9 protein-coding genes and 1 pseudogene are annotated in these 15,886 nt (G+C 68.6%); 7 read left to right on the top strand and 3 right to left on the bottom strand.

Translation table 11 applies throughout. From position 1 onward, the window contains the following. The 5 genes from N1F89_RS18600 to treZ all read left to right on the top strand — a co-directional run. The coding region (locus tag N1F89_RS18600; RefSeq protein WP_354670337.1) for an alpha-1,4-glucan--maltose-1-phosphate maltosyltransferase at nt 1–1,975 on the top strand (1,975 nt) is incomplete at its 5' end. 26 nt (nt 1,976–2,001) lie between these two features. Next, a complete protein-coding gene (gene treS / locus N1F89_RS18595; RefSeq protein ID WP_290085914.1) occupies nt 2,002–5,280 on the top strand; it encodes a maltose alpha-D-glucosyltransferase in 3,279 nt (1,092 codons plus the stop codon). Continuing rightward, entirely contained in the window at nt 5,277–7,475 is a 2,199-nt protein-coding gene (gene glgB / locus N1F89_RS18590) for a 1,4-alpha-glucan branching protein GlgB (RefSeq protein ID WP_290085913.1), read from the top strand. Before treS ends, glgB begins: the two co-directional genes overlap by 4 nt. A gap of 5 nt (nt 7,476–7,480) precedes the next feature. Then, a complete protein-coding gene (glgX, locus tag N1F89_RS18585; RefSeq protein ID WP_290085912.1) occupies nt 7,481–9,547 on the top strand; it encodes a glycogen debranching protein GlgX in 2,067 nt (688 codons plus the stop codon). Continuing rightward, nucleotides 9,544–11,364 (top strand): malto-oligosyltrehalose trehalohydrolase, encoded by a 1,821-nt coding sequence (treZ, locus tag N1F89_RS18580; protein WP_290085911.1) that lies wholly within the window; start codon nt 9,544–9,546, stop codon nt 11,362–11,364. The genes glgX and treZ overlap by 4 nt, the downstream gene beginning before the upstream one ends. On the opposite strand, the gene N1F89_RS18575 is transcribed toward treZ, so the two are convergent. Continuing rightward, on the bottom strand, nt 11,357–12,139 hold the full coding sequence (locus N1F89_RS18575) for a hypothetical protein (protein ID WP_290085910.1): 783 nt from the start codon (nt 12,137–12,139) through the stop codon (nt 11,357–11,359). The genes treZ and N1F89_RS18575 overlap by 8 nt on opposite strands. 180 nt (nt 12,140–12,319) lie before the next feature. On the opposite strand from N1F89_RS18575, the gene N1F89_RS18570 reads away from it, so the two are divergent. Together N1F89_RS18570 and N1F89_RS18565 are read left to right on the top strand one after the other, a co-directional pair. Further along, on the top strand, nt 12,320–12,688 hold the full coding sequence (locus N1F89_RS18570; protein WP_290085909.1) for a phospholipid-binding protein: 369 nt from the start codon (nt 12,320–12,322) through the stop codon (nt 12,686–12,688). Nucleotides 12,689–12,805: 117 nt separating this feature from the next. Then, nucleotides 12,806–13,312, top strand: a complete 507-nt coding sequence (locus N1F89_RS18565) for a hypothetical protein (protein ID WP_290085908.1) — start codon at nt 12,806–12,808, stop codon at nt 13,310–13,312. A gap of 307 nt (nt 13,313–13,619) precedes the next feature. Here the strand turns inward: N1F89_RS18565 and N1F89_RS18560 are convergent, their stop codons facing one another. Together N1F89_RS18560 and N1F89_RS18555 are read right to left on the bottom strand one after the other, a co-directional pair. Next, nucleotides 13,620–14,756, bottom strand: coding sequence for a DUF3644 domain-containing protein (locus N1F89_RS18560; RefSeq protein WP_290085907.1), 1,137 nt, complete (start codon nt 14,754–14,756; stop codon nt 13,620–13,622). A 157-nt stretch (nt 14,757–14,913) separates the two neighbouring features. Next, nucleotides 14,914–15,722, bottom strand: a pseudogene (locus tag N1F89_RS18555) (IS5 family transposase). Between the last annotated feature and the right edge of the window lie 164 nt (nt 15,723–15,886).

The raw sequence follows: 15,886 nt of genomic DNA, 5'->3' as shown, positions 1-15,886 counted from the left end.
CGAGCGGCTGTTCGCGCTGGCGGCGAGCCGGCTCGCCATCGAGGGCATCTCGCATGACATCGACGGCGGCCGCTTCCCCGCCAAGGCGGTGACCGGCGAGCGCGCCCGCATCGAGGCCGACATCTTCTGCGACGGCCACGAGGTGATCGCCGCGGCGCTTGGCTGGCGCCCGGCCGGCGCGCGGCGCTGGCACGAGGTGCCGATGGTGCTGGTGGAGAACGACCGCTGGATGGCGGAGATCGTCTTCGGCGAGCTCGGTCGCCACGAGCTGCGGTTTTCCGGCTGGCGCGACCAGTTCGCCACCTGGCACGGCGACACGCTGAAGAAGCGCGCGGCCGGCCAGGCCGTCGAGCTGGAGACGGTGGAGGGCGAGCGCCTGGTCGACGCCGCGGTCGAGGCCGACGCGGCGCCCGACAAGGCCGACCGCAGCGCCCTGCGCCAGCTCCGCAAGGAGCTGCGCGCGCGCCGCGATCCGGAGGACAAGCTGCGCCGGTTGCTCGATCCGGCGACGCTGGCGCTGCTGCGCCGCGCCGGCCCGCGCACCAACGAGACCGTCTTCCCGCGCACCGTCGCCGTCGACGTCGACCGGCCGCTGGCCGGCTTCGGCGCCTGGTACGAGATGATGCCGCGCTCGCAGGGGCCGGCCGGCCGGCACGGCACCTTCGACGACGTCATCGAGGCGCTGCCCTATGTGCGCGACCTCGGCTTCGACGTGCTCTACTTCCCGCCCATCCATCCGATCGGCCGCACCAACCGCAAGGGACCGAACAACAGCCTGACGGCCGGGCCGGACGATCCGGGCAGCCCCTATGCGATCGGCTCGCCGGAGGGCGGCCACGACGCCATCCATCCCGAGCTCGGCAGCTTCGACGACTTCGCCCGCCTGCTCGAGGCGGCCCGCGGCCACGGGCTTGAGATCGCGCTCGACTTCGCCATCCAGTGCTCGCCCGACCACCCGTGGATCAAAGAGCATCCCGAGTGGTTCGACTGGCGGCCGGACGGCACCATCAAGTTCGCCGAGAACCCGCCGAAGAAGTACGAGGACATCGTCAACGTCCACTTCTACCGCGACGCCATTCCCGGCCTGTGGCATGCGCTGCGCGACGTGGTGCTGTTCTGGATCCGCCACGGCGTCACGATCTTCCGCGTCGACAACCCGCACACCAAGCCGTTTCCCTTCTGGGAATGGATGATCGGCGAGGTGCGGGCGAAGCACCCGGAGGCGATCTTCCTGTCGGAGGCCTTCACCCGGCCGAAGGTGATGAAGCGGCTCGCCAAGCTCGGCTTCAACCAGTCCTACAGCTACTTCACCTGGCGCAACGAGAAGCGCGAGATCGAGGACTATCTGACGGAGCTGACGCAGCAGCAGTGCCGCCACTACATGCGGCCGAACTTCTTCGCCAACACGCCCGACATCAATCCGCTCTATCTGCAGACGAGCGGCCGGCCGGGCTTCCGCGTGCGGCTGATGCTCGCCGCCACGCTGGCCGGCAGCTACGGCATCTACAACGGCTTCGAGATCTGCGAGGCCGCGCCGGTGCCGGGCAAGGAGGAGTATCTGAACTCCGAGAAGTACCAGCTCAGGAGCTGGGACTTCGACCGGCCGGGCCACATCAAGGACGACATCCGCTTCGTCAACGCGCTGCGCCGCAACCACCCGGCGCTGCGCGCCTTCTCGTCGCTCGCCTTCCACAACGCCTGGGACGACGCGGTGCTCTACTACGGCAAGAGCGAGCCGCACGCCGACGACCATCTCTTGTTCCACGTGCTGCTCGACCCGCACGCGCCGCACGAGTTCGATTTCGAGGTGCCGCTGTGGGAGTTCGGCCTGCCCGACGACGCCTCCATCGAGGTGCAGGACATGATCCACGGCAACCACTTCACCTGGCACGGCAAGAACCACCGGCTGAGGCTCGATCCGAACGAGCGCCCCTACGCGGTCTGGCGGCTGATCCCGCCGGGGGCGCCGCGATGACCCGGCTTCGCCCGCGCGCCGACGGCATCATCGATCGCAGCCAGACCGACTGGTACCGCGACGCCATCGTCTACCAGCTTCACGTCAAGGCCTTCCAGGACGGCAACAATGACGGGGTGGGCGACTTCGCCGGCCTGATGCGGCGCCTCGACTACATCCAGGAGCTCGGCGTCACCGCGATCTGGCTGCTGCCGTTCTATCCCTCGCCGCTGCGCGACGACGGCTACGACATCGCCGACTACCGCTCGATCAACCCCGCCTACGGCCGGATGCGCGACTTCCGGGCCTTCGTCGCCGAAGCGCACCGGCGCGGCCTGCGCGTCATCACCGAGCTGGTCATCAACCACACCTCCGACCAGCACCCCTGGTTCCAGCGCGCCCGCCGGGCCAGGCCCGGCTCGGCGGCGCGCGATTTCTACGTGTGGAGCGACACCGACACCAGGTACTCCGGCACGCGCATCATCTTCCTCGACACCGAGACGTCGAACTGGACGTGGGACCCGGTCGCCGGCGCCTTCTTCTGGCACCGCTTCTACTCGCACCAGCCCGATCTCAACTTCGACAATCCGCGCGTGCTCAAGGAAGTGCTCAAGGTGATGCGCTACTGGCTCGACATGGGCGTCGACGGCCTGCGTCTCGACGCCATCCCCTATCTCGTCGAGCGCGAGGGCACCAACAACGAGAACCTGCCCGAGACGCACGAGGTGCTGAAGCAGATCCGCGCCGAGCTCGACGCCCATTACGACGACCGCATGCTGCTCGCCGAGGCCAACCAGTGGCCGGAGGACACGCGGCCCTATTTCGGCGACGGCGACGAGTGCCATATGGGCTTCCACTTCCCGCTGATGCCGCGCATGTACATGGCGCTGGCGCAGGAGGACCGGCACCCGATCACCGACATCATGCGCCAGACGCCGGACATACCCGACGGCTGCCAGTGGGGCATCTTCCTGCGCAACCACGACGAGCTGACGCTCGAGATGGTCACCGACCGGGAGCGAGACTATCTGTGGCGCACCTATGCCGAGGACTCGCGCGCCCGCATCAATCTCGGCATCCGCCGCCGGCTCGCCCCGCTGATGCAGAACGACCGGCGCAAGATCGAGCTGATGAACTCGCTGCTGATGTCGATGCCGGGCACGCCGATCGTCTATTACGGCGACGAGCTCGGCATGGGCGACAACTACTATCTCGGCGACCGCGACGGCGTGCGCACGCCCATGCAGTGGTCGCCCGACCTCAATGCCGGCTTCTCGCGCGCCAATCCGCAGCAGCTCTACCTGCCGGTGATCCTCGACCCGATCTACGGCTTCCAGGCGGTCAACGCCGAGAGCCAGATCGAGGACCCCTCGTCGCTGCTCAACTGGATGCGCCGGCTGATCGCCGTGCGCAAGCAGCACCCCGCCTTCGGCCGCGGCGGCTTCAAGATCCTCTACCCGCGCAACCGCAAGATCCTCGCCTATGTGCGCGAGCACGAGGGCGACCGCATCCTGTGCGTGGTCAATCTCGCCCGCTCGGCCCAGGCCGTCGAGCTCGACCTGTCGGAATGGAAGGGCATGGTGCCGCTCGAGCTGACCGGCCGCACGCCGTTTCCGCCGATCGGCGACCTGCCCTACATGATCACGCTGCCGGCCTTCGGCTTCTACTGGTTCCTGCTCGCCGACGAGACCGAGGCGCCGTCCTGGCACCAGCAGATGCCCGACGTGCTGCCGGAGTTCATCACGCTGACCGCGCGCGACGGCCGCGTCGCCACGGCGTTGACCGGGCGCGAGGGGCGCCAGCTCGAAGACGACAGCCTGCCGCGCTTCCTGCAGCTCCAGCGCTGGTTCGCGGCCAAGGACCGCGCGATCGCCGAGGCGCGCCTCAGGCCGCTGGCCGAGATGGGCGAGGGGCGCTTCACGCTCGCCGTGTGCGACGTGCGCTTTTCCGACGAGACGCAGCGCTACTTCCTGCCGCTCGCCGCGCGCTGGGGCGAGGAGAACATCGCCTTCGGCGCGCCGACGCTGTCCTACACGCTGGCCAAGCTGCGGCGCGGCCCGCGTGTCGGCGCGCTGGTCGACGGCGCCTTCGATCCCGATCTGGCGCAGGCGCTGCTCGACGGCCTGGCCGGCGGCGCGCGGATCGCCGCCGATGACGGCGCGGTCGTCTTCGAGCGCAACGCCGAGCCGGCCGTGTTCGAGCGCGCCGGCGAGCCGCGCCCGGTCGCCGTCGAGCAGAGCAACGTGTCGATCGTCTTCGGCGACAGCCTGGTGCTCAAGGTCTACCGGCGGCTGCGCTCCGGGCCGCAGCCCGAGGTCGAGATGGCCCGCTTTCTCACCAACGAGACCGGTTTCGCCAACATGCCGGCCTATCACGGCGCCATCGTCCACCGCCCGGCCGACGGACCGGAGACCGTGCTGGCCACCGCCTTCGCCTTCGTCGCCAACCAGGGCGACGCCTGGGAGGCGGTGCTTTCGGCGCTGCAGCGCGACGTCGAGGGCGCCGATCTCGGCGTGCCCTACGCCTCCGAGGCGGAGGCCGAGGCGCAGAAGGACGCCTTCCCGCGCGAATTGATGGTCGGGTCGCTGATCGGCCGGCGCACGGCCGAGCTGCACCGGGCGCTTGCCGCGCCGACGGACGATCCCGCCTTCGCCGCCGAGCCGCTGACGCGCGCCGACGTCGAGGGCTGGGTCGCGGCCGCGCGCGCGGAGACGGCCGCCATGCTCGATGTGCTGGCCGCCACCGCCGACAGCCTGGAAGAGCCGGCCGCCGGTCGCGCCGCACGCCTGCTCGAGGCGCGCGAGGCGCTCGACCGCCGGCTCGGCGCCTGCCTCGACCATGCGCCCTCCGGCGGCCGCTCGCGCATCCATGGCGACTACCATCTCGGCCAGCTTCTCGTCGCCCATGACGATGTCTACGTCATCGACTTCGAGGGCGAGCCGCGCCGCGGCATCGAGGAGCGCCGCGCCAAGATGTCGCCGCTGCGCGACGTCGCCGGCATGCTGCGCTCGCTCGACTACGTGGCGGCGGCCGCGCTGCGCCAGCACGGTCAGTTGCCGCCCGGCCAGGACGAGCAGGTCGCGGAGCGCGTGGCGACCTGGCGCCGCGCGGCGAGCGACGCCTTCCTCGCCGCCTATCGCGAGACGATCGGCGACTGCCCCACCCACCCCGACGATCCGGCCTTCGAGCGGGCGCTGCTCGACCTCTTCCTGATCCAGAAGGCGGCCTATGAGGTGCGCTACGAACTGGCCAACCGGCCCGCCTGGGTCGACATCCCGATCGCCGGCCTGCTCGACCTCGTCGCGGCCGCGGGAGACCCGTCGTGACGCCGGTCGCCGCCAGCCTAGCCACCGACGTGCCGGCGATCGTCCGCGGCCGGCACGGCAACCCCTTCGCCGTGCTCGGCATGCAGGGCGGCGGCGACGAGCCGGTCGCCGTCAATGTCTTCGCGCCGCCGGCCGCGCGCGTCTGGCTGCTCGCCAGGGCGGACGACCGCCGCGTCTGCGAGCTCGAGCGCATCCATCCCGAAGGCTTCTTCTCTGCTGTGCTGGAGACGCGCGAGCGCTTCGCCTACCGGCTGGCCCTGGCGGCCGGCGACAGCGAGTGGATCGTCGACGACCCCTATGCCTTCGGCCCGGTGCTCGGCGAGCTCGACGAGCACCTGATGGGCGAGGGGCGCCATCGCGAGCTCTACCGCCGGCTCGGCAGCCATCCGCTCACCCACGAAGGGGTCGCGGGCGTGGTCTTCGCCGTGTGGGCGCCCAACGCGCGGCGCGTCAGCGTGGTCGGCGACTTCAACGCCTGGGACGGCCGGCGCCACCCGATGCGCAAGCGCCACGGCGCCGGCGTGTGGGAGCTGTTCGTGCCGGGCCTCGAGGCCGGAACGCTCTACAAGTACGAGATCCTCGGCGTGCACGGCGACGTGCTGCCGCTCAAGGCGGACCCGGTCGGCCAGGCGCACGAGGCGCCGCCGGCGACCGCCTCGCTGGTGCCGGGCGATTCCGCGCACGCCTGGGGCGACGGCGCATGGCTGGAGCGCCGCGCGGCCGCGCAGAGCCGGGACGCGCCGATCTCCGTCTACGAGGTGCACCTGGGAAGCTGGCAGCGCGACGCCTCCGGCGCCATGCTCGACTACGACACGCTGGCCGACCGTCTCGTCGACTACGTGCGTCACATGGGCTTCACCCACGTCGAGCTCCTGCCGGTGAGCGAGCATCCCTTTTCCGGCTCCTGGGGCTACCAGCCGATCGGCCTGTTCGCGCCGACGCGCCGCTTCGGCCCGCCCGAGGCCTTCGCCCGCTTCGTCGACCGGCTGCACGGGGCCGGCATCGGCGTGCTCGTCGACTGGGTGCCGGCGCATTTCCCGTCCGACCCGCACGGCCTGGCGCGCTTCGACGGCACCGCCCTCTACGAGCACGAGGACCCGCGGCTCGGCTTCCACCGCGACTGGAACACGCTGATCTACAATTTCGGCCGCGTCGAGGTGGCCAACTTCCTGCGCGCCAGCGCGCTCTACTGGCTCGACCGCTTCCACATCGACGGGTTGCGCGTCGATGCGGTCGCCTCGATGCTCTATCTCGACTATTCGCGCGAGCCCGGCGACTGGATTCCGAACCGCTATGGCGGCAACGAGAACCTCGACGCCGTCGACTTCCTGCGCACCACCAATGCCGGCGTCGCCGAGCGCTACCGCGGCGCGCTCACCATCGCCGAGGAATCGACCGCCTGGCCGGGCGTCACCCGTGCCGCCGAGGACGGCGGCCTCGGCTTCGACTTCAAATGGAACATGGGCTGGATGCACGATACGCTCGACTACATGCGCCACGATCCGATCCATCGCCGGCATCACCATCACCAGATGACCTTCGGCATGGTCTACGCCCATTCGGAGAACTTCGTGCTGCCGCTCAGCCATGACGAGGTGGTGCACGGCAAGGGCTCGCTGCTCGGCAAGATGCCGGGCGACCGCTGGCAGCAGTTCGCCAATCTGCGCGCCTACTACACCTTCATGTGGACGCATCCCGGCAAGAAGCTGCTGTTCATGGGCGGCGAGTTCGCCCAGCAGCGCGAGTGGGACCACGACCGCGCGCTCGACTGGCACCTGCTCGACGATCCGGCCCATCGCGGCGTGCAGGACCTGGTGCGCGAGCTCAACCGGCTCTACCGCGCGCTGCCGGCGCTGCACGAGCTCGATTGCGAGCCGTCCGGCTTCGAATGGCTGGAGGCCAACGACGCGGAACACAGCGTCTACTCCTTCGTGCGGCGCGGCCGCGGCGACGCCGATCCGGCGGTCGTGGTGTGCAACATGACGCCGGTGCCGCGGCACGGCTACCGCATCGGCGTGCCGCAGGCCGGCCGCTGGCGCGAGATCCTCAACAGCGATGCTGCGGCCTACGGCGGCTCGGGCGTGACGAACGACGCGCCGCTGACGGCCGAGGCGATCGCCTGGCACGGCCGCGGCGAATCCGTCGCGCTCGACCTGCCGCCGCTCGGCAGCGTCGTCCTCGTGCCCGACCGGTAGCCGCGATGGCCCGCTCGCGCCAGCTCCTGCCCGGCTCGCCCACCCGTCTCGGCGCCCATTGGGACGGCTCGGGCGTCAACTTCGCGCTGTTCTCGGCCAACGCGACGCGCGTCGAGCTCTGCCTGTTCGATTCGGCCGGCCGGCGCGAGCTGGAGCGCGTGGCGCTGCCCGAATACACCCACGAGGTGTGGCACGGCTATCTGCCGGACGTGCGCCCCGGCCAGCTCTACGGCTATCGCGTGCACGGCCCCTACGCGCCGGAGGAGGGCCACCGCTTCAACCACAACAAGCTGCTGCTCGATCCCTATGCGCTGGAGCTGCGCGGCGACATCCGCTGGCACGACGCGGTGTTCGGCTACCGCGTCGGCCACCCGCGCGCCGACCTGTCGTTCTGCCGGCGCAACTCGGCCTTCGTCATGCCGAAATGCGTCGTCGTCGACCCGGCGATGACCTGGGGCAACGACCAGCGCCCGGCGCATCCCTGGTCGGAGACGATCATCTACGAGGCGCATGTGAAGGGCATGACGGCGCTCAACGAATCGCTGCCGCAGTTCCGCCGCGGCACCTTCGAGGGGCTGGCCGATCCGCGCACCATCGAGCATCTGGTCCGGCTCGGCGTCACCGCCATCGAGCTTCTGCCCGTGCAGGCCTTCTACGACGACCGCCATCTCGTCGAGCGGGGGCTGGCCAACTACTGGGGCTACAACACCATCGGCTTCTTCGCGCCGGCGCCGCGCTACACCGGCCTGCGCGAGTTCAAGCTGATGGTGCGCCGGCTGCACGAGGCCGGCATCGAGGTCATCCTCGACGTCGTCTACAACCACACCGCCGAAGGCAACGAGATGGGGCCGACCCTGTCGTTCCGCGGCATCGACAACGCCTCCTACTACGTGCTGGGCGACGACCCGCGCTTCTATTTCGACACCACCGGCACCGGCAACACGATGAACCTGCGCAACCAGCGGGTGCTGCAGATGGTGATGGATTCGCTGCGCTACTGGGTGCAGGAATGCCACGTCGACGGCTTTCGCTTCGACCTGTCGAGCTCGCTCGGCCGCGACCGCGCCGCCTTCGACCACAACGCCGTGTTCTTCGAGGCGGTGCGCCAGGACCCGGTGCTGTCCGACGTCAAGCTGATCGCCGAGCCGTGGGACACCGGGCCGGACGGCTACCAGCTCGGCAACCACCCGCCGGGCTGGGCCGAATGGAACGACCAGTATCGCGACACGGTGCGCAGCTTCTGGCGCGGCGACGAGGGCCAGGTCGGCCGTCTCGCCGGCAAGCTGCTCGCCTCGAGCGACGTGTTCGAGAGGCGCGGCCGGCGGCCCTGGGCGAGCGTCAACTTCGTCACCGCCCATGACGGCTTCACGCTCGCCGACGTGGTCAGCTACGAGCGCAAGCACAACGAGGCCAACGGCGAGGACAACCGCGACGGCCACGACCACAATGTCAGCCGCAACTGGGGCGTCGAGGGGCCGACCGACGACCCGGCGATCCGCGACCGCCGCGACCGCGTGCGCCGGGCGATGATCGCCACGCTGCTGTTCTCGCAGGGCACGCCGATGCTGCTGATGGGCGACGAGATCGGCCGCAGCCAGAACGGCAACAACAACGGCTACTGCCAGGACAGCGAGATCAACTGGCTGAGCTGGCGCGAGCCCGAGCCGCGCGAGGCCGCCTTCCAGCACTTCGTGCGCGGCCTCGTGGCCATCCGCCGCAGCCGCCCGCTGCTGCGCCAGACGCGGTTTCTGCACGGCCGGCCGGGGCCGAACGGCGACGCCGACGTCGTGTGGCTGCGCGCCGACGGCGAGCGCATGCGCGAGGAGACCTGGGAAGACCCGGCGACGCGCACGCTGGGCCAGCTTCTCAACGGGCTCAACGGCGCCGTGCTGATGCTGCTCAACGCGGGCGAGGCGGACGTCGCCTTCACGCTGCCGGGCGGCGAGAAGGCCGACTGGCGGCGCCTGGTCGACAGCGCCCGCGGGCTCGCCTCCAGCCATGCGCACGAGCATGCCGGTGCTGAGGCCGTGGTCGCCGGCCATTCGCTGCAGCTCCTGGAGCGGCGCGGGTGAGCGCGCCGGCCGGCCGGCAGGTGCCGCTCACCTGGGGCGCGCGGCTCGGGCGCGACGGGCAGGCGCGCTTCCGGCTGTGGGCGCCGGGGCTCGACGCGCTCGCCCTCGAGCATGACGGCAGGCAGGCGGCCATGCGGCGCCATGCCGACGGCTGGTTCGAAGGCGTGGCGGAGGGTGCCGCGCCGGGCCAGACCTACCGCTTCGTGCTGCCCGACGGCCGTGCCGTGCCCGACCCGGCGGCCCGCGCCCAGGCCGACGACGTGCACGGCCCCTCCGTGCTCGTCGACCCCGGCGCCTATCGCTGGCGCAACGCCGGCTGGCGCGGCCGGCCGTGGCGCGAGGCGGTGCTCTACGAGGCGCATGTCGGCACCGCCACGCAGGCCGGCACCTTCGCCGCGCTCGGCGAGCGGCTGGCCGGGCTCGCCGATCTCGGCGTCACCGCGCTCGAACTGATGCCGGTCGCCCAGTTCGCCGGCCGCCGCGGCTGGGGCTACGACGGGGTGCTGCCCTACGCGCCGCACCCCGCCTACGGCACGCCCGACGAGCTCAAGGCGCTGGTCGACGCGGCGCACGACCACGGCCTGATGGTGCTGCTCGACGTCGTCTACAACCACTTCGGGCCGGAGGGGAACCACATCGCCGCCTATGCGCCGGACTTCTTCCACCCCGAGCGCCACACCCCGTGGGGCGCCGCCATCGCCTACGAGCGGCGGCCGGTGCGCGACTTCTTCGTCGACAACGCGCTCTACTGGCTGGAGGAGTTCCAGTTCGACGGGCTGCGCTTCGACGCCATCGACCACATCGTCGACGACCTGTCGGAGCGCGAGCTGATGGTCGAGATCGCCGAGCGCGTGCGCGCCGACCTGCCCGGCCGCCACATCCACCTGACGACCGAGGACAACCGCAACATCACCCGGCTGCACGAGCGCGGCCCCGGCGGCGCCGTGCGCTGGTTCACCGCCGAATGGAACGACGATTTCCACAACGTCGCCCACCGGCTGGCGACCGGCGAGACCGACGGCTACTACGCCGACTTCGCCGAGGCGCCGTGGCGCAAGCTGGCGCGGGTGCTCGCCGAGGGCTTCGCCTATCAGGGCGAGCCGTCGCCGCATGGCGGCGGCCGGCCGCGCGGCGCGCCCTCGGGGCACCTGCCGCCCGAGGCCTTCGTCGACTTCCTGCAGAACCACGACCAAATCGGCAACCGGGCGCTCGGCGAGCGGCTGACGACGCTGGTCGCGCCCGAGCATCTGGCGTTGTGGCAGGCGCTGCTCGTGCTGTCGCCGCACATTCCGCTGCTCTTCATGGGCGAGGAGTACGGCGAGACGCGGCCCTTCCTGTTCTTCACCGATTTCGCCGGCGCGCTGGCCGATGCGGTGCGCGAGGGCCGGCGGCGCGAGTTCGCCGGCTTCGCCGCCTTCGCCGGCCACACCGACACGATCCCCGATCCGAACGCGCCGGCCACCTTTGCGCGCAGCCGGCTCGACGCCGCCCGCCGCGACAGCGCGGCCGGCCGGCAAGCCGCCGCGCGGCTGAAGCGCCTGCTGGCGCTGCGCCGCGCCCATGTCGTGCCGCTTCTGGCCGGCGGCGCCGGCGGCACCGGCTGCGTGCGCGCGGTGGCAGAGGGCGCGGTGGCCGTCGACTGGACGCTGTCCGGCCGCCGCCTGGCGCTGCGCGTCAACTTTTCCGACGCGCCCTGCGCGCTGCCGCCGGCGGACGGCGGGACGGTCTACGCCGCGCCGGACGAGGCGGCCGCCGCCCTGGCGCGCGACGGCGTGCTGCCGCCGCGCGCGATCGTCGTGGCCGAGCGGCCTACTTGACCCGGATCGCCACGGGATCGCCAAAGAGCGTGAACACCGCCTCGCCCGGGCGCACCGCCGTGAAGACAACACCGCGCGCAGGCGTGAAGCCGTTGCAGCGGCGGCTGTAGCGGACACCCACGCCGCCATCCGACCACGTGCCGATATCGAGCTCCGGCAATCCTTGCACGACGCTGTCCCACTCGGGCGGGGCCTTGCCGCAGACGCCGCGCGCGCCGTGCACCACCGCCGACTCGCCGACGCCGACCGTCGTCGATGGACGGTACTCGACCTCTGCGGCCGGCATGTCCTTCGCGGAGATCTCCAGGCCGCCCGTCAACAGATAGGCCGACCCGGCCGCCACGACCGCAAGGGGGACGATGGATGCGAACAGCCATGTCGTTGCGCGACGCCGACCGATTTCCGACACTGCATGCCCGGCAGCCGCCAGGGCAGACGCGCCGGCATCAGCCGGCGTGGTCGTGCCGTCGGCCCGCGCCTTCGCGGACGATCGGCCGTAAAGACCGATCCAGTGATCGCGCAACCCTTCGTAGGAATCGACGCGCAGCACCTTTGTGAGCAGCAGGAAGTTGCGCCGCCGAGGGACGTGGGCCCCGGCGCGCCAGTTGCGCAGGTTCTTCAGCGCCGCCTCGTAGGCGGCGCTCTTTCCGTTGCCGGAGGCCGCAGACAGCGCGCTGGCCAGCTCCATGTCGTCGAGATGGCCCTGGTCGACGCAGATCGCATCGAGCAGCTCATGCCACTCCTGATAGTGGTGCCACGGCCTGATCTTGCTCACGTCAGTCCCCCGGACATGCGCCCCACAGTCGCAGATTAGAGCTATCCCATTCGCGGAGCTAGCTTATTGCCGCCGCTTTTTCCGCAATGTCCGGTTTTGCCGATTTCCGCGATGACCCGACGAACACCGCTGCCTAGTATGACAAGACCAACGCGGCGCGATCAGGGAGGATATGGAAAGATGCGATTGGCTGTTGTCTGCGCGATTCTTGGTCTGTCCGTCTCGGTCGCCCATGCCGACATGGGCGTCTCGTTCCAGTGGGGACAGACGAAGAAGTGCTTCGACCGCAACTCGCCGCCGATGACGCTGAGCGGGGTTCCGGCCGGCACCGTCCAGCTCGACATCCGCATGACCGACCTGGACGCGCCGAACTACAACCACGGCGGCGGGCGCGTGAAGTACGCCGGCCAGACGTCGCTGTCCTATGGCGCCTTCCGCTACAAGGGGCCGTGTCCGCCGAGCCGGCACACCTATCAGTTCACCGTTCGGGCGCTCGATGCGCGCGGCAAGACGCTGGCGACCGCAAGGGCGCGCCGCGCGTTTCCCTGACGGCGCGAGCCGTACGAGCGCGATCTTCGGACCCTCTGTGCCGGCCGAACCGGATGGCTGGCCGGTGTTCGAACAGGATTCGGCGGTGCTGGACGCCGAAACGGGAGTCACGGGACAATGATCTGGATTGTCGCGATCATCGCCGTCATCGTCGTGTTCTCGCTGGCGGCGGGGCTGATCGGTTCGGACAAGGCGGTCGCCAGGTCGCAGGCAAGGCTCGAGCGGGAAAATCGCATCGTCTCCCGCGTCGCCGCGTACCGGGACTATATCCGGCGCGAAGGCGATGAGGCCTTGCAGAGACTGTCGGACAACGAGCTCGAGGACCTGATCGCAAATGCCATGCGCGGGATCGCCAACGACATCGACGACATCCGGTCATTGGCCAAGTTCGCCTTCTGGGCATCGGGCGCGCTCGTCACCGTTGCCCTGTTCGCGGCGCCCGGCGCCATCGAGCCGATCTGGCAATACGTTCCCAAGTCGTACCCCGTCTTCATGGTCTTGTGGGTGCTCACCGTCTTGGGCACGGCGTATGCGATATCGCGACTCGTGTCCTCATGGCGCGCAAGGGTCACGGCACGCAAATGGGAAGCCCGCGGCTGGGACGTCTCCAGGCTGATCGTCTGACGAACTCCCGTCACATCGCAGCGTGGATCGCCGGCAGGCAGCGTTCTCCGGCCTGATCGTAGCGTCGAGCGCCCAGATCGTTGCCGACGACAATCTCAGCGGGTGCGGGCAGGGGACATGCAGAGTGGTGCGCCCGTTCGAACGAAGTTCGAACTCTTCCTTTAAAAACAGGGCAGTCATTTCCTGAGCTTATCTGAGCTTATCGAGAGATGGCGCGCCGGAGAGGATAAAACTGGGAACGGCTATGTCATTGCGGGCGCTATATAAATTCTGAAAGCGCAATCCGCTACGGTTGTACCGGCTCCTATCAGGGGCGGGTCCAGCCTTCGGCCAGCTTCTCCAGCACCTTGTCGAACCAATGCTCGTACCAGTACCAGGTGCCGGCAATCATCACGCCGAAGCCCTTGCCCGGTGTCCGGGCGTCCAGTTGCCGCTTCAGCAGGGTGTGGTCGTGCATATTGAAGGCAGGGTATCCGGCAGCCCTGACCTTCGCGACGATCTCTGATGGTCGAAATTTCGGACGCTCAACCTCTTTCAGGAGGACGCGTTCGACGGCTTCCGCTTCTGGTGAGCCCGGTTTGATGAACTCAACAGCAAGATCAGATTTTGATGCTTTGCCTGATACCTTCGGCACGAACGCGACCCGGTAACGGAATTTCGGATCGCTCTGCTCGTCCTCCGTCAGAGCATCCTGAAAATTATCCATCGCCGTAGCGATGTGTGACGGCAATTCCGCACCGACCAATCCGGCGCGTTGTGCGCCGTCGAAGGTGACAAACTGGAGCGCGATCGGCAGCCTTTTCTCCAGCGCAAATTCTTTGCCGAAAAGCTGTTTGATCGCATCGTTGAAATTGATGCAGCAGGCTTGGAGCTTCGCGCTTAGCGCGTCATCTATGCGATTGGTCGAGCGATGCTCAATTTCGTGGCGGATTTCTGTGAGAAAGTTCAGATTGTTGATGACGCCTTTATCGAGCGGGCACTTTCCATGGGCAAGGCATTGTCCTAGCTCCCAGTACTTATCGGCGCCGCTCGGCGTTTTCTGTACCACGCCACCCTTTTTGTAGCGGTAATCGACGCCTTCTCGCTTGTAGTAGGCGTGCAGCAGGTAGGTCCATGCGATGATGGACGTGACGATGAACAGCTCGGCGCGGAAGTGCAGCCCGGCGCTGTTGAACGTATGTACTGCCGCGATCATCGCCTCACGAGCTTTGACCAGCAGTTCGTCCCCTTGCAGATGTAGGCCGGTCGCTGGATCAACATTAGGCCACGCTTCCAGAAAGGCATCCAGTTCGGCGTCGGATGCTGCCTTTATAGCGTTATGCTTTGTCCCGTCCCGAATTTCCGATATTCGGGCATGGTTGATGGAACGGGTCGGGCGGGAGAAGTACGCCTGGATGTCTTGCGGCACATATTTCTTCGCAAGCATCGCCTTGACGAGCGCCACTTCCCACTTCTCAAGCGTATTTCCCGGTCGTCGCGCCAAGCCCCCTCCGCCCGAATCTACCATCTAAAGGAATTTTTATCCGTTAGACTTGGCTCGGATTCCGGAGCAACGTCAATCTCAATCACGTAATCTTCCACGACCGGTTCCTCAATGTCAGCTAGAACACGGACTCATTATTTGCGATCCATAGGCGGATTGCTGCGAGTTTGATGGGTGCGAGATAGTTGTCGTCGTGCTTTTCGTACCGCTTGGCGATGGCGCGGCAGTGTTTGATGCGGTTGAAGAAGCGCTCGACGACGTTCCGGAAACGGTAGAGCCAGCGGCTGAAAGGCGGCTTTTCTCGGCGGTGGGACACCGGCTTGGCGCAGAGCCAACCGCCTTGCGCCTTCATCTGCCGACGCAATGCGTCACTGTCATAGGCGGCATCGGCCAACAGCGCCTGGCCCGGACCGATCCCGCCCAGCATGTCAGCGGCGCTGCGTCCGTCATGGGCCTGTCCGGCGGTGAGCTTCAGCTTCACCGGCAGGCCAGTGGCATCGACGAGAGCGTGGATCTTGGTGGTCAGTCCGCCTCGCGAACGCCCCATGCAGACGGTGCCGGATCGTGCCAGGCCGGTGGTTTGGGCGCCCCCTTTTTGGGGCGCCGGACGTTGCTGGCGTGCTGGTGGACCTTGATGGATGAGGAATCGACGGATTGAAGATCGCCGTCATAGGCGGCCGAAACCGCCTCGAAGATGCGGTCCCACACGCCCAGCTTCCGCCAGTGCACGAAGCGATTGTAGCACGTGGTGGCGGGACCGTAGCGCTCCGGGATGTCGGCCCAGGGCGAGCCCGTCCTCAAACGCCAGTAAATGCCGTTCAGCACTTTGCGATCATCGACCCGCGGCACGCCGCGCGGCTTGTTGGGAAGCAGGGGCTCGATGATCGACCATTCGAAATCGGTCAGCTCGTAGCGGCGTTGAGACATGCCAAACTCCTTCCGGAGCTTGAATCATTCTTCAACGCAAACCGCTACCCGTTTATGAGTTTGTGTCCTAGCTCGACCCGTCAAACGGTCCGCGATCTTCCGATCCGACCCTCGCCGCCGGGAGCGGGCTGACACTCTCTCCCGGCGGTCCTGTCTTCGCCTGT

Source organism: Aquibium sp. A9E412 (assembly GCF_030398335.1).
Classification (GTDB): Bacteria; Pseudomonadota; Alphaproteobacteria; order Rhizobiales; family Rhizobiaceae; genus A9E412.
Note: the sequence above shows the minus strand (reverse complement) of the source record. Positions and strands in the feature narration are given on the sequence as shown.

Bases quoted from the DNA above. Each gene is read 5' to 3' on its own strand.
- glgX (WP_290085912.1), top strand. From the start codon at position 7,481: ATGGCCCGCTCGCGCCAGCTCCTGCCCGGCTCGCCCACCCGTCTCGGC.
- N1F89_RS18570 (WP_290085909.1), top strand. From the start codon at position 12,320: ATGCGATTGGCTGTTGTCTGCGCGATTCTTGGTCTGTCCGTCTCGGTC.
- N1F89_RS18565 (WP_290085908.1), top strand. From the start codon at position 12,806: ATGATCTGGATTGTCGCGATCATCGCCGTCATCGTCGTGTTCTCGCTG.